The organism is Pseudomonas sp. NFR09 (assembly GCF_900111535.1).
In the GTDB taxonomy this organism is placed as follows: Bacteria; Pseudomonadota; Gammaproteobacteria; order Pseudomonadales; family Pseudomonadaceae; genus Aquipseudomonas; species Aquipseudomonas extremorientalis.
This window is the reverse complement of record NZ_FOIH01000012.1, coordinates 42,328-55,183: the sequence shown is the minus strand read 5'-3', so window position 1 is coordinate 55,183 and position 12,856 is coordinate 42,328. Positions and strand designations below refer to the sequence as shown.

At 62.3% G+C, this 12,856-nt stretch carries 14 protein-coding genes; 3 read left to right on the top strand and 11 right to left on the bottom strand.

Annotation, left to right across the window (positions count from 1 at the left end; all coding sequences use genetic code 11):
* Nucleotides 1-9: 9 nt before the first annotated feature.
* The 3 genes from BMX59_RS24445 to BMX59_RS24435 all read right to left on the bottom strand — a co-directional run bounded on the left by BMX59_RS24445 (nt 10) and on the right by BMX59_RS24435 (nt 3,442).
* Nucleotides 10-1,332, bottom strand: coding sequence for an Nramp family divalent metal transporter (locus BMX59_RS24445; RefSeq protein WP_092245833.1), 1,323 nt, complete (start codon nt 1,330-1,332; stop codon nt 10-12).
* 41 nt (nt 1,333-1,373) lie between these two features.
* On the bottom strand, nt 1,374-2,927 hold the full coding sequence (locus tag BMX59_RS24440; RefSeq protein ID WP_093126682.1) for a DUF726 domain-containing protein: 1,554 nt from the start codon (nt 2,925-2,927) through the stop codon (nt 1,374-1,376).
* A 212-nt stretch (nt 2,928-3,139) separates the two neighbouring features.
* Nucleotides 3,140-3,442: an XRE family transcriptional regulator gene (locus tag BMX59_RS24435; protein ID WP_093126679.1), complete on the bottom strand. Its 303-nt coding sequence runs from the start codon at nt 3,440-3,442 to the stop codon at nt 3,140-3,142.
* A 126-nt stretch (nt 3,443-3,568) separates the two neighbouring features.
* Here BMX59_RS24435 and BMX59_RS24430 point away from each other — a divergent pair, with 126 nt between their 5' ends.
* Nucleotides 3,569-5,377, top strand: coding sequence for a monovalent cation:proton antiporter-2 (CPA2) family protein (locus BMX59_RS24430; protein ID WP_071491240.1), 1,809 nt, complete (start codon nt 3,569-3,571; stop codon nt 5,375-5,377).
* Between the two features lie 73 nt (nt 5,378-5,450).
* Nucleotides 5,451-6,005 carry a DcrB/PsbP domain-containing protein gene (locus tag BMX59_RS24425; protein ID WP_092245839.1) on the top strand — a complete coding sequence of 185 codons (555 nt, stop codon included), beginning with the start codon at nt 5,451-5,453 and terminating at the stop codon, nt 6,003-6,005.
* Between the two features lie 67 nt (nt 6,006-6,072).
* On the opposite strand, the gene BMX59_RS24420 is transcribed toward BMX59_RS24425, so the two are convergent.
* Genes BMX59_RS24420 through BMX59_RS24405 form a run of 4 tightly spaced genes read right to left on the bottom strand, consistent with a single transcriptional unit; the run spans nt 6,073 to nt 8,755 of the window.
* Nucleotides 6,073-6,792: an alpha/beta hydrolase gene (locus BMX59_RS24420; RefSeq protein WP_071491238.1), complete on the bottom strand. Its 720-nt coding sequence runs from the start codon at nt 6,790-6,792 to the stop codon at nt 6,073-6,075.
* An 11-nt stretch (nt 6,793-6,803) separates the two neighbouring features.
* Entirely contained in the window at nt 6,804-7,559 is a 756-nt protein-coding gene (cobF, locus tag BMX59_RS24415; protein ID WP_071491237.1) for a precorrin-6A synthase (deacetylating), read from the bottom strand.
* Nucleotides 7,560-7,604: 45 nt separating this feature from the next.
* A complete protein-coding gene (locus tag BMX59_RS24410; RefSeq protein ID WP_093126673.1) occupies nt 7,605-8,159 on the bottom strand; it encodes a histidine phosphatase family protein in 555 nt (184 codons plus the stop codon).
* Between the two features lie 47 nt (nt 8,160-8,206).
* Nucleotides 8,207-8,755 (bottom strand): DUF4865 family protein, encoded by a 549-nt coding sequence (locus tag BMX59_RS24405; protein ID WP_093126670.1) that lies wholly within the window; start codon nt 8,753-8,755, stop codon nt 8,207-8,209.
* Between the two features lie 93 nt (nt 8,756-8,848).
* On the opposite strand from BMX59_RS24405, the gene BMX59_RS24400 reads away from it, so the two are divergent.
* Nucleotides 8,849-9,715, top strand: coding sequence for a LysR family transcriptional regulator (locus tag BMX59_RS24400; protein ID WP_093126666.1), 867 nt, complete (start codon nt 8,849-8,851; stop codon nt 9,713-9,715).
* A 73-nt stretch (nt 9,716-9,788) separates the two neighbouring features.
* On the opposite strand, the gene BMX59_RS24395 is transcribed toward BMX59_RS24400, so the two are convergent.
* From BMX59_RS24395 to BMX59_RS24380, 4 genes are read right to left on the bottom strand one after another with little or no spacing between them, the layout of a single operon-like run.
* Nucleotides 9,789-10,766: a LysR family transcriptional regulator gene (locus BMX59_RS24395; protein ID WP_093126662.1), complete on the bottom strand. Its 978-nt coding sequence runs from the start codon at nt 10,764-10,766 to the stop codon at nt 9,789-9,791.
* A 51-nt stretch (nt 10,767-10,817) separates the two neighbouring features.
* Nucleotides 10,818-11,759 carry a peptidylprolyl isomerase gene (locus tag BMX59_RS24390; RefSeq protein WP_093126658.1) on the bottom strand — a complete coding sequence of 314 codons (942 nt, stop codon included), beginning with the start codon at nt 11,757-11,759 and terminating at the stop codon, nt 10,818-10,820.
* Complete coding sequence (locus BMX59_RS24385) at nt 11,756-12,208, bottom strand: YbjN domain-containing protein (RefSeq protein ID WP_175486707.1); 453 nt, start codon at nt 12,206-12,208, stop codon at nt 11,756-11,758. Before BMX59_RS24385 ends, BMX59_RS24390 begins: the two co-directional genes overlap by 4 nt.
* Nucleotides 12,209-12,228: 20 nt before the next feature.
* Nucleotides 12,229-12,855, bottom strand: coding sequence for a DNA repair protein (locus BMX59_RS24380; protein ID WP_093126655.1), 627 nt, complete (start codon nt 12,853-12,855; stop codon nt 12,229-12,231).
* Nucleotide 12,856: the final 1 nt, after the last annotated feature.

Sequence of the window (12,856 nt, the reverse complement as noted above, 5' to 3'; positions counted from 1 at the left end):
AGCACCACCTCAACCAAACACCCACTGCCCAATCAACCAGGCATTCGCCCCACTGATCAGCGCAAACAGAAACCACGCCAGCAACCGCGTTGGTAGCCGATTCACGAATGGCCCCATCAGCTGTTTATCGCCGGTCATGCGGATCAACGGATACAGCGCGAACGGCAACTGCAGACTGAGGACCACCTGGCTGAGGATCAGCAATTTGCCGATGGCATCGTCGCCCATCAGCCATACCCCCACAAACGCCGGAATCAGCGCCAACCCACGGGTGATAAGACGACGTTGCCAGCAGGGGATGCGCAGGTTGAGGTAGCCCTCCATGATCACCTGCCCAGCGATGGTGCCGGTAAAGGTAGAGCTTTGCCCGGACGCCAACAGCGCAATACCGAACAAGATGCTGGCAAAGGCACCGCCCACCAGCGGGTCGAGCAGGTGGTAGGCGTCCTGGATTTCGACCACTTCAGTGTGGCCGGTCTTGTGGAAAGCGGCGGCGGCGAGAATCAGGATCGCGGCGTTGACCAGCAGCGCCAGGGCCAATGAACCGATGGTGTCGATACGCGCCAGCTTGACCGCATCCACTTTGCTGGCGAGGTCCTTGCCGATCAGGCGGGTTTGCACGATGGAGCTGTGCAGGTAGAGGTTATGGGGCATTACGGTGGCCCCGAGGATACCTATGGCCAGATACAGCGGCGCCGCGTCGCTGATGGCCGAGAGTGACGGGGCGAAACCACCGAACACGTCCGGCCAGTACGGCTTGATCAGCACCAGTTCGATAAAGAAACACACGCCGATGGTCGCCACCAGCGCCAGCATGATCGCTTCCAGGCGCCTGAAACCCCGGTTTTGCAGGGCCAGGACCAACAGCGTGTCAAAGGCGGTGATCACAATGCCGGTGGTCAGCGATACCCCCAGCAGCAAGTGGAATGCCAGGGCACAGCCCAACACTTCGGCAAGGTCGGTGGCAATGATGGAGATTTCCGCCAGCACCCATTGGGTACGAGCGGAACCCTTGCTGTAGCGCTCACGGCACAGCTGCGCCAGGTCTTTGCCGGTGGCGATTCCCAGCCGCGAGCACAGGCACTGCACCGCCATCCCGGCCAGGCTGGCCAGCAACACCACGAACAACAGGCTGTAGCCGTAGCGCGAACCGGCCTCGATGGCCGTGGCCCAATTGCCCGGGTCCATATAGCCGATGGAGACCAGCAAGCCAGGGCCGGCGAACATCAGCATGCGCTTGAAGAACGAGGCCTTGGGGTCAACGGCGACGGAGCCGGCCACTTCCGGCGGGCAGAACGGGGCGGTAGCAATTTTCGGCAGGCTGAATTTCACGCGGTATCCCAGGCAAACATACAAGACAAGGATGCAGCTTATCAGTCGGACACGACCGTGCGCATCACCGTGTCCCGTGGCAGGTCGAATGCCTCCACCACCTGCACCACCAGGTCCATCTCCTGGTTCAGCGCTTCACGCTCCATGCGCTGGCGAATCACGCCGATCACCAGCACGGCCAACGTGGTGATCGAATACGCCGGGCCGGAAAATGCTCGCATGCCGCTCACCACCAGCATCGCCGCCGCCAACGCCTGGCCCACCACCGGGATTGCCGTGGCCGCGCCACGGCGCAGGATAAAACCGGTGAGCCCGGCCAACGCCGTGCCGCTCAACGCGGTGGCAGCCGAACGGCCTACGTCAAAACGGCTGAACAAGCCCTGCTCCTTTTGCGCGGCAGCCTTGAGTTCTGCGTCGAATACCTGGCGGTCCGCGTTGCTGAGTTTGTCCTTGTACCGTTCGATAAGCTTCTCGGCAACCCGGGCTTCGAGGTCGGCCAGCGCGACAGTATCGAGCGGCTCGTCGAACTTGATCCCCAGCCGCTGCGCCACATCTTCGGCGATCTGGCGGTAACCCACGCCATGCCCACGGGCCAGGTTCATGAAGCTGTCGCCGCCCATGCGTTGCAGCTCAACAGCCAACTTGAGCGGCTCGCGCACCGTGGCGTCTATCGATGCACTGCGCTTTTGCGCCATCAATTCGGCGAGGAACTTCAACTCTTCCGGCCGGGCCTGCACCAGCGCCGGGAACAAATCGATGTCCTCCTCGGCAAAACGTACTTCAGCACTGCGCTGGTCAGAGCGGATCATGCCGCGCCGTTCATGCAGCAGGTCGGTGTACTGCACCACCGTCTGCAACTGCGGCCAATAGGCGGCGTGATCGAAAGTCGCCAGGTGCACGTTGGTGACCTTGGCCTTGAGCGCCGGTGTCACCGGGATTGCATAACGGCCGATACAGCGTTCGGTGTCCGGCTTTATGGCCAAGGCCCAGTCCTTGCTGGAGTGGCAGTTGATCACTCGCCCCTTGAGCGGCGCCGACACCACGTCCCACGGGCTCGACGTGCAGATCGCCCCGCCCATCAACAACAGGTTGTCCAACGGCAGCTCACGGGCGGTTTCGGGGCTGGCGAGCAAGCTCTTGACCAGGATCCGCGCACCCAGGGAATGGCCGATCAGGTTGATACGCCGTACATCAAGGGATTCACCGTGCAGGTAGTTGGCCAGTTCCGGCAACAGGCTTTTGGCGACTTCGTCCACCCGCGCCTCGACGCTTTTGTAGTGATCGAGAAAATAGGCAATCGCCTTGCCCACCCCGACGGTCGCCGCGCCCAGGCTGCCGCCGCCCAGCACTGCGCCGATCACCTCCTTGAAGGGTGCAAACAGATTTTCCAGGAAATGCCCGGCCGGCCAGAACAGCATCAGGTTGGTCGAACCTTCGATACTCGCCAACTGCTCCTTGAAGCCACCCAGTTGTTGCCGATTGAAGAACGCCGAATAACCGTGAACATAGAGATTGAGCACGTCGCCCTGAGGCTCGCCGCACAGTACAAAGGTGGGCTTGCGGGTGCGGTGCATTTCATCCCACTGGTGCTGCATGGGGCAGTGACTCCTGGCGACAAGGGACGGCGATAGTAACAAAGGACGAGGCTCATCGCCGTACCGCTGGGGGAAAAGGCGCCCGGTTGGCAGTAGGGTTGTATCGCCGGCCAGTGAACCTCGCACCGGTCGGGCAAGTTGCGGTCATGCAAGGCGATTAATAACCAGATAACACAAAGCCCTGCTCGTGCCGGGCTTTTGCAATGCTTTCATTAAGCGAAATTATCGATCTTGACCTGGCCATCGGGGAAGGTTGCGATGATTTCCAGCTCGCCCCCCATCGCACGGATGTAGTCGCGCAACGTGCTGATGTACATGTCTGTGCGGCGCTCCATCTTGGAGACGGCCGCCTGGTTGATATTCAACGCCTTCGCCAGGCTCTGCTGGCTCAACTGCCGGGCTTTGCGCAGCTCATGCAGCGGCATTTCCCGAAGATGTTGCTGGAACAGAAGCTTGGCTTCGGCACGGTCTTGCGGCGCCATGCCCGCTTGAAGTTCAGCGAATTTGTTAGCCATGGTAACGACCCTCCTTGAAAAATACTGCGTGTTCCCCCTCCTGCGCCGCAAAAACACAATTATCCAAATGTAAAAAGCGCTCTAATACCCGCCTGTTGATTGGTTTTGAAGATCCTGGAGTTCCCAATGCCCCATGAAGGCAACCTGTTACAAGCAGCCGTGGTGTTCCTGCTCGCCGCCGTGCTGACCGTGCCCCTGGCCAAACGCCTGCAACTGGGCGCGGTGCTGGGCTATCTGTTCGCCGGTGTGATCATCGGCCCCTCGGTGCTCGGCCTGATCGGCAACCCGCAAAGCGTCGCGCAGTTCTCCGAGCTGGGTGTGGTGTTGCTGCTGTTCATCATCGGCCTGGAACTGTCACCCAAGCGTCTGTGGGTGATGCGCAAGGCGGTGTTCGGCGTCGGCCTGGCGCAGGTGCTGCTCACCGGCCTGGTAATGGGCGTGGTGGCGTTGTGGCTTTTTGGCCAGTCGTGGAACAGCGCTATCGTGCTGGGCCTGGGCCTGGCGCTGTCGTCTACTGCCTTCGGCCTGCAAAGCCTGGCCGAGCGCAAGGAGCTGAACCAGCCCCACGGTCGCCTGGCCTTTGCCATCCTGCTGTTCCAGGACATCGCCGCGATCCCGCTGATCGCCATGGTGCCGCTGCTGGCCGGCAGCGATCACCCGACCACCGAGGCCCAGGGCCTGCAACACGTACTGCAGATCCTCGGCAGCATCGCCGTGGTGATCATCGGCGGACGCTACCTGTTGCGACCGGTGTTTCGCATCGTGGCCAAGACCGGCCTGCGTGAAGTATCCACCGCCACCGCGCTGCTGGTGGTGATTGGTACGGCGTGGTTGATGGAATTGGTGGGCGTGTCCATGGCCCTCGGCGCCTTCCTCGCCGGCCTGCTGCTGGCGGACTCGGAGTACCGCCACGAACTGGAATCGCAGATCGAGCCATTCAAGGGCCTGCTGCTGGGGCTGTTCTTCATCAGCGTGGGCATGGGCGCCAACCTCAGCCTGTTGCTCAGCTCGCCGCTGGTGGTGATTGGCCTGACGCTGCTGTTGATAGGCCTGAAATTGCCGCTGCTGTATGCCGTGGGCCGCATGGTGGGTGACCTCAATCGCGAAAGCGCCCTGCGTCTGGGCGTGGTGCTGGCGGCCGGGGGTGAATTTGCCTTCGTGGTGTTCAAGATCGGCCGCGACCAGGGCCTGTTCGAACCGCACCTCTACGACGTGCTGGTATTGACCATCACCCTGTCCATGGCGGTGACGCCGCTGTTGCTGCTGGTGTGCCCGAAGCTGTTCAAGCCCAAGGCCAAGCCGGTGGAAGTGCCCGAGGAATATCGCACCATCGAAAGCGATGCGCCACGCGTGGTGATCGCCGGCATGGGCCGTATGGGCCAGATCGTGGCGCGGATCCTGCGGGCACAGAACATCTCGTTCATCGCCCTGGACACCTCGGTGGAAACCATTGAGCTGACCCGCAGCTTCGGCGGCATGCCGGTATTCTACGGCGACCCGCAACGCCCCGAGATCCTGCACGCGGCCAAGGTCGACCAGGCGGAGTTCTTCGTGATCGCCATGGACGACCCTGAGATCAATATCAAGACCGCCGAGTTGGTGCGCAACCTCTACCCGCACATGCAGATCATCGCCCGTGCACGTAACCGCCAGCACGTGCACCGCCTGGTCGACCTGGACGCCTCGCCGGTTCGTGAAACCTTCTATTCCAGCCTGGAAATGAGCCGCCGCACCCTGGTGGGCCTCGGCTTGAGCCAGGCCCAGGCCGATGCACGTATCACCCGCTTCAAGAACCACGACCTGCAAGTGCTGGCCGCGCAACACGCGGTGTACGACGACGCGGCCAAGGTGATGCAGACCGCCCAGGAGGCACGGGCAGAACTGGCGCGGCTGTTTGAGATGGATCGACTTGAGGAAGAGTCCGACAAGCTGTGAGGCTGCCAATGAACGAGATAGCGATTTTTCTGACAGAATACGCCGCAATTTCGTTCATCCCCTGGAGCGCTTCATGGCCACTTTCACCAAGACCGCCGTCCTGCTGGCCCTCGCGCTGACCGCCGGCAGCGTGTTTGCCGCGTCCAAGCCGACCACCCAAACTATCTCCACCTTGGGCGGCAAGTTCACCTTCAACCTGCCCAAAGCCTACGCCGCCGACACCCTGCCGGCTGGCAAGGCGGAGGACGGCACTGCCGATACCCAAGGCACGATGTACGCCAACCAGACCACGAAAAGCGTGGTGATCGTCGCCGAAACCGTGCGCAACGATGGGGTAACTATTGGGGATAACGACGCGAAATTCCTGGACGGCGCCGTGGCCGGCTTCGTCAAGGACCAGAGCGCCGCCCTGCCGGACTTCAAGAAGCAGAGCGAGAAGAAGCTGACCTTCAAGGGTCTGGGCCTGCGACAGGTGGACAGCACCGCCACCCAGGGCGGCGGCAAGACGCTGAATTCGACGTTCCTGGGCGGTTCGGGCAATCACCTGCTGGTGATCCAGGCGATTTCGCGGGCGGATGATGCGAAGGGGCATGCTGCGCTGGTGAGGCAGATTACCGGCGGGAAATAACAATCTTCCAAACAACCCGATCCACATGTGGGAGGGAGCAAGCCCCTCTCACAGTGCTCGACCACGTTTAATTCAGGCTCTTTTCCAGCCAGGCTTTCAGGTCCTGCACTTCCGTTTCACTGATGGTATGCGGCATGCCCGGATACCCGTGGAACTCCGGCTTCAATCCCAACCCCGTCAACACCTCATTCGCCCGAGTGGCCGACGCATAAGGCAGCGCCTGGTCCAAAGTGCCGTGGCCAATGAAAATCGCCAGCTTGCCCAGTGACGCATCCGGCTTCAGCTCAGCCTTGAGCACCGGCAACACGCTGCCACTCAACGCTGCAATCCCACGCAGCAGTTCCGGCCGACGCAACCCCACCTCGTAAGACATGATCGCGCCCTGACTGAAGCCCACCAGGAACACCCGATCCGGCTGGGTGTGGTATTTGGCGGTGGCTTTGCCGACAAAGTCTTCGATCAGCCGGGCGCTACGTTGCAGGTCGGCGGTCTCGCCATCGTATTCGCCGTCACCGGGCGTCTTGGTAAACCAGCGATAGCCGTGGGGGTCCACCGGCATCGGCGCGCGGGCCGACAGGTAAGTCCAGGTGGACGGCAACGCGTCCTTGATGCCGAACAAATCCTCTTCGTCACTGCCGAAACCGTGCAGGAAAATCACCAGCGGCTGGTTGCGCGCATCGCCCTGGGTCTGTTCCAGGTACGACAACGGCAAGTCGGTATGCAGCGTATCGTCGGCATGAGCGACGCCGACCACCAGGGTCAGCGCCAGGGCAAACAGTTTGAGCATGGGACGTGACCTCAGGGTTTGCGCAGCAGATAAGTGTCCATGATCCAGCCATTTTCCAGGCGCGCCGCCTTGCGCACCCGTTCGATTTCTTCTGCCACTTCACTGACCTTGCCGCTGATAAGGATTTCATCCGGCGTGCCCAGGTAGGCGCCCCAGTAGATGTCCAGGCCTTGATCGGCCACGGTGCGGTAAGAGTCTTCCGCGTCGAGCATCACCACCAGGGTGTCCGCATCACTCGCCTGCCCCGCCGCCAGACGGCGCCCGGTGGTGATCTCGACCGACTTGCCAATACGGTTCAGCGCCACTTTATGCTGTGCGGCCAGCGCCTGCACGCTGGTGATACCGGGGATCACCTCGAACTCAAAGGCGCAACGGCCACTGGCCAGAATCGCCTGCAAAATGCGGATGGTACTGTCGTATAACGCCGGGTCGCCCCAGGCCAGGAAAGCACCTACTTCACCGTCAGCCATTTCTTCGTTGATCATGCGTTCGAAGGTCTGCTGCTTGTCGCGGTTCAGGTCCTGCACGGCGGTGGTGTAGTCGATATCGCCGCGCACGCGCTCCGGGCACTCGGCCTCAACGAAGCGATAGCCCGGCTCGGTGATGTAGGTCTCGCAGATCTCGCGACGCAGGTCGATCAACTTGTCTTTGCTCTGGCCCTTGTCCATCAGGAAAAACACGTCGGTGCGGTTGAGCGCCTTCACGGCCTGCATCGTGATGTAGTCAGGGTTGCCGGCGCCAATGCCGATGATCAGGATGCGTTTCATGGGTTGCTCTCAGTGCGGGGCGTGGATTTTGCCATGTTCAGGCGCTCAGGCGTGAGTTTCCAGGCGCAGGCGCCAGACGTTGTTGAAGCGTAGCTCGGTGGCGGACAACGGTTCGACGTCGATACGGTAGAACATCGACAGCGGGAACTGCATCACCTGCAACAACGCGGCGCGGATCACAAAGGGGTGGGTGATGGCGACGATATGGCCGGGTTGGGTTTCGAGGGTTTTCAGCCACTGCGCTACACGTGTACAGACTTCATCGACTGACTCTCCACCCTGGGGCGCGAAGGTGCTGTCGGTGAGCCAGTTATTCAACTCATCACTACTGAGCTGGTTGATGGCCTGGCCTTTCCACTGGCCGAAATCAGCATCGCGCAGGGCGTCTTCGATCACAGCGTCATTGCCGAACAAGCCAGCCGTCTGTCGAGTACGCAGCTCGGGAGCGCAGAATAAACGCGGCGTTTTCCTGTAACGCCCGGCGAGGGAGCCGGCCGCGCCCTGCCAATCCATCGCCACCGGCTCGTCATCGCAGAAACGCCCCTGTTTCTGCAGGGGCGTGAGGGCATGGCAAATGAGTGTCAGACGTGTGGCTTGCATCGCAGCGTGCTTGGGCCCAGGGAATGAGGCCACCAAGACTGGCGCAGTTAGCCCAGTCGCGCAACGCCTTGTGCCAGATAGAGCACCTGGTAACCCGTCCCTGGGTGCTGCGCGTCCAGCGCCTTGGCCGACAAGGTGACCCGCACCAGGCGCCACGCTTGCACATCCAGCGCCAGGAACACCGCAAAGGTCTCTGCGCTGTCGGCCACCTGTCGATTGCGCCGTTTTCCCTCGGCCAAGGCCACCGCCCTGTCCGCGCCCGCCTCCAGCGGCCATTCCTCGCGGTACAAACTCACTGCGCCCTGCGCCGGGCCACGTTGTACATCCAGCGGCAACCAGCTCTCGATATGCGGGCGACCAAAGCTGTCGAGCACCTTCTGGAAGCGCTCGCCCAATAAAAAGTCAGCGGCCTGCAACGGGTCGGCCCACAGGTACACCGACGAATACACTTTGCCCCCCTGCTCGCGGGCGATAAACGCCTTGAACAGCAACCCCTCGGCGTCATCCCACAACGGCCCCAATTGCGCCGCGCGCCGGTGAATCACGCCCATGTCGTAGTCAGCTGGCAAGCGGTGTGAATACTGTTTGGCAAACATGCGAGAACTCCTGTGCAAGATGAGCGTTCAGCTTGCGCAGCGGCGATGATTTCAACAAGATATCAGCCGATATATGTGCGATAAGGATCGAATATGACTGACGCCCTCAGACCACTGGATATCGATACCGTCCAGGCCTTCGTGCTGGTGGCCGATTTCGCCAGTTTCACCCGCGCCGCCGAAGCCCTCGACACTTCCCAGGCGGCCATCAGCCTCAAGCTCAAACGCCTGGAAGAGCGCCTCGGCTACCGCCTGCTCGAGCGCACGCCTCGCCATGTACGGCTGTCGCCCCAAGGCGAACAGTTCATCATCGCCGCCCGCGCCCTGCTCAATGCCCATGAACGCGCCTTGGGCGACATGGCGACTCACACGCCCCGGCGCCTGGTCATCGGCATCAGCGACCACGTGGCCGGCCCCGACCTGCCGGCCTGGCTCAGCCGCCTGGCCGCCTACGACCCGCTGGTGATCCTCGAAGTGCGCATCGCCTCCTCCCGCGAACTGGTTGCCGCTTTTGATCGCAATGAGTTGGACGCCGTGATCGTGCGCAATGAGGGCGACCGCCGGGACGGTGAAGTGCTGGCAGTGGAACGCTTCGGCTGGTTCGCCGCCCCCACTTGGCAACACACCCCAGGCACGCCCCTGCGCATGGCGACCATGACCGCACCCTGCGGTGTTCGTCACCTGGCGACCCGCGCACTGGACGCGGCGCGCATCGACTGGACCGAAGTCTTCGTGGGCGGCGGCGTCATGGCCGTCGGTGCTGCCGTCAGCGCCGGATTGGGCGTCGCCGCCCTCGCCCGCCGCGTGGCGCCGTCTGGCGCGGTAGATGTGAGCGAGCAATACGGCCTGCCACCCTTGCCGGTGAGTGAAGTGGTGCTTTACAGCCGCATCACCGATGTGCGCTCACGGGAGACACTGCGTGCCCTGAGCGCGACCTTTCGCGGCGTGCTGCAACACTGAAATAACTGTTTTTTGTGGCGAGCGGGCTTGCCCCGCTCACCACAGGGGAATTCGGTGATCTAAGAGAAATCCGTCAATCAAACCACTCCCGCCGACCTTCAAAGGTGCCAACGATCAGTTCCACAATCATCCGCACCGCCTCCTCATCCCGCACCTGCGCATTCACCGCCAACCACACCTGGCGCTGCATGCTCTCGGCCAATAACCCCGGCAACGCCACCAGCCCCCGGTCAAAGCTGCTCATGTACTGCGGCAGCAACCCAATGCACGCGCCACAACGGATCATCTCCAGCATCAGCGAATACGCATGCACCTGCACCACTGCCGCCAGGCGCTCCTGTACAACCTGGTTCCACGCCTGCAAAGCCCCCACCTGCGCATCCGGCTGCCATTGCACCAGCATGTAATCGTCGAGGTCCTCCACACTGTCCGGCCGCGTGGTCAACCGCGAATAACGCTTGGCGATATGCGGCAGATACTGCAAGCGCGCCAAGGCTCGGGGTGGCTCAGTGGCAAAGCTCGGACCCGGCACCGGCCCGTCGGCGTCCGACAGCCACAGCACCACATCCACCTCTACCGCCTGCAACGACAACTGACTGTCGATGGAGATGATCTCCAGGCGCACGCTGGCATTGCGGCGCAGCAACGCGATCAGATCGCGCCCAAGGATGTCATGCAGGATCGGCTCGGCCACGGCCAGCCGAATCAGCGGCTGCTCCGTCACTGGCAGGCGTCGTTCATGGGCCAGGGCAATCAGCTGCGCCTGCAGCTGCTGGCCATCTCGACTGAGCACCAAACCATTGCCCTGGTAGCTGAACAGCGAATGCCGCAGGTGTTCCTCCAACTGCGCCAGACGCTTGCGCAACAGCGTGGCCTTGATATTCAAACTGCGCGCCGCCTGCATGAAACAGCCGCAGCGTGCACTTACCAGGAAATAGCGCGCCACTTCCGGGTCGATCTCATGGGCCAGGGCCAGCCAACTGCTGCGGCCTTCGGCTGGCGCACGATAAGCGGACGGCCCCTGAGGGGCAGACGGTTCTAGAAATGCCATGGGAGACTCCCTGTCTTGTCAGTCTGTGCATCCAATGCGGGTTGACGCGTACTACTCCAGCACTTTGTTCAACTCGGCGCCGTCGATACTCAGGGTGGCGGTATTGAGCATGCCTTCGAGGTAAGCCTTGGCGATCTGTTCCTGGCGTTGTGCACGCAGGGCCTGGGTCAGGCGTTCACGCAGCTCGTCGAGGGTCGCGGTGCGCGCCGGTTGCTGGCCCGTGAGCTTGAGCACATGGAACCCCGCCGCACTCTGCACCACGTCCGACACGGCACCGACCTTGAGGCGCGACACCGCACTGCGCACTTCCGGCACCAGTTGCTGCAACGGCTGCATGCCCGAGTCGCCACCGCGTGCAGCAGAGTCGGTGTCCTGGGAAAACTGCGTGGCCAGGGCGGCGAACTCATTCGGCGCCGCCTGGGCGCGACGGCTCAGTTCCTGGGCCTGGCGGCGCACACTGTCGACGGCTTGCGGGTCATTCACCGCGAGGAAAATCTGGCTCACGCGATACAACGCCGGCGTCACCCACTGCGATTTACCGCTGTCGTAGGCCTGCTGCAATTCGGCGGCGCTGGGGTAATCGGCCGGCACCTGGCTGACCGACAACATGTAGTCGCGAAACACAATCTGCTCGGCGGCGGCGCGGGTTTGCTGCTCCACGTCCGGGCGCTGGCGCCAGCCCTGGGCGTCAGCCTGTTCGAGCACCGCCTTTTGCGCCAGGCGTGAACGGATCCAGGTTTCCAACGCGCCACGATTGCCGCGCAATTGCTCGCGGGACTCGACAGGCAGGCTGGCCAGCACGGTTTTCAGTTCCATGAGGTCAATCTGCTGATTGCCCAGGCGCGCCACTGCCGGCCCGCTCGCTGCCGGGTTGCTCACCGGCGCCGGTTGCTGCGCCGCCACCGGGTCGCTGCCCGGCCGCAGGCTCAAGCCAACCGCCACCACCAGCAAGGCCAGGGCACCCGCGCCGACCATCAGGGTTGGTTTTTTCACAATACCGGCGCCTCGGCTTCAGCCTGCAACTGCGCCGCCTGCTGGCTGTATTCACGCAGGTAGACAATAAATTCCTGCAACAGACGGTCCCACAGTTCCAGCTGGCTGCGTAGGTGGGTAGCGCCGACACCGGCTACCACCACGTCCATTTCCATCAACAGGAATTCGCCCTGCACGGACAAACGCGCAAAGCGCCGCGAAGCGTTCCACACCTGGGCCAGGCCTTCGGGCAGCTCGCCCTGGATACGCAGTGCGCAGCTGTAGGTGAAATCCACATAACCGCCCTGCTCCGCCGCCGGGTTGCCGAAGCGCACCGCAAAGCCGATGCCCTGGCTGGCGCTGAGCAATTGCACGATGCCATTTTGCTCAGTCTGGTTGACCCGGTAGCCAGCTTCCTGCAGCAACTCGGTGAGGCTCTGGGGGGTGACGCTGGTGATCAATTCGCTCATGGAGATCTCTTCCTTGTCTATCAATGATTGGCAGTTGCCTGGGGCGCATCGAAACGGCTCTTGTACAAATCGTCGCCGAAGCCCTGGGCCAGTTCCTCGAACTTGACCCGGACGCTGCTGGCGAACGGCTGGCGGATACTCATCACCTCGGCCACGTCGATTTTTTCGTAGGCCGCGAGCAACTGCTGGGCCACGCCGTACATCTGTTGATTCTTGACTGAACATTGCTGCACTTGTGTGTCACGTTCGCTCAGTTGTGCCTGCAAGCGCGCACGCTCAGTCTCTTTGCCCTTGGCCAGCACCAGCAGTTCGTCATAGGCTTTCTTGAACTTGCCGATCTGCTCATTGCTGGCCGCCATCTGGGCCTGCGCCTGGCTGTGCAGGCTCTGTTGCTGGCCGGCCAATTGCTCGGCCACGCCGCGAGCCTTGTCCAACTCGGCCGTCAGTTGCTTGATTTGCGCCTGGGCTTGCCTGGCCTGGTTTTCAGCGGCAAGGCGCGCGGCGCTGGCCTGGGCCTGTTCGCTTTGCAAGGCCTGCAATTGCTGGGTGGTGCTGCGCAGTTGCGTGCGCAGGCGTTCCTCCATGCCTTCAGCCGTAGCGCCGGTAGCGACCAGCAGCAGTAACAACCCGCAGATTCGCGTGTTCATG

What these genes read in the sequence shown, in the direction of transcription:
- BMX59_RS24440 (WP_093126682.1), bottom strand. Translation starts at nt 2,927, where the DNA reads ATGCAGCACCAGTGGGATGAAATGCACCGCACCCGCAAGCCCACCTTT.
- BMX59_RS24435 (WP_093126679.1), bottom strand. Translation starts at nt 3,442, where the DNA reads ATGGCTAACAAATTCGCTGAACTTCAAGCGGGCATGGCGCCGCAAGAC.
- BMX59_RS24430 (WP_071491240.1), top strand. Translation starts at nt 3,569, where the DNA reads ATGCCCCATGAAGGCAACCTGTTACAAGCAGCCGTGGTGTTCCTGCTC.
- BMX59_RS24425 (WP_092245839.1), top strand. Translation starts at nt 5,451, where the DNA reads ATGGCCACTTTCACCAAGACCGCCGTCCTGCTGGCCCTCGCGCTGACC.
- BMX59_RS24420 (WP_071491238.1), bottom strand. Translation starts at nt 6,792, where the DNA reads ATGCTCAAACTGTTTGCCCTGGCGCTGACCCTGGTGGTCGGCGTCGCT.
- cobF (WP_071491237.1), bottom strand. Translation starts at nt 7,559, where the DNA reads ATGAAACGCATCCTGATCATCGGCATTGGCGCCGGCAACCCTGACTAC.
- BMX59_RS24410 (WP_093126673.1), bottom strand. Translation starts at nt 8,159, where the DNA reads ATGCAAGCCACACGTCTGACACTCATTTGCCATGCCCTCACGCCCCTG.
- BMX59_RS24405 (WP_093126670.1), bottom strand. Translation starts at nt 8,755, where the DNA reads ATGTTTGCCAAACAGTATTCACACCGCTTGCCAGCTGACTACGACATG.
- BMX59_RS24400 (WP_093126666.1), top strand. Translation starts at nt 8,849, where the DNA reads ATGACTGACGCCCTCAGACCACTGGATATCGATACCGTCCAGGCCTTC.
- BMX59_RS24395 (WP_093126662.1), bottom strand. Translation starts at nt 10,766, where the DNA reads ATGGCATTTCTAGAACCGTCTGCCCCTCAGGGGCCGTCCGCTTATCGT.
- BMX59_RS24385 (WP_175486707.1), bottom strand. Translation starts at nt 12,208, where the DNA reads ATGAGCGAATTGATCACCAGCGTCACCCCCCAGAGCCTCACCGAGTTG.
- BMX59_RS24380 (WP_093126655.1), bottom strand. Translation starts at nt 12,855, where the DNA reads ATGAACACGCGAATCTGCGGGTTGTTACTGCTGCTGGTCGCTACCGGC.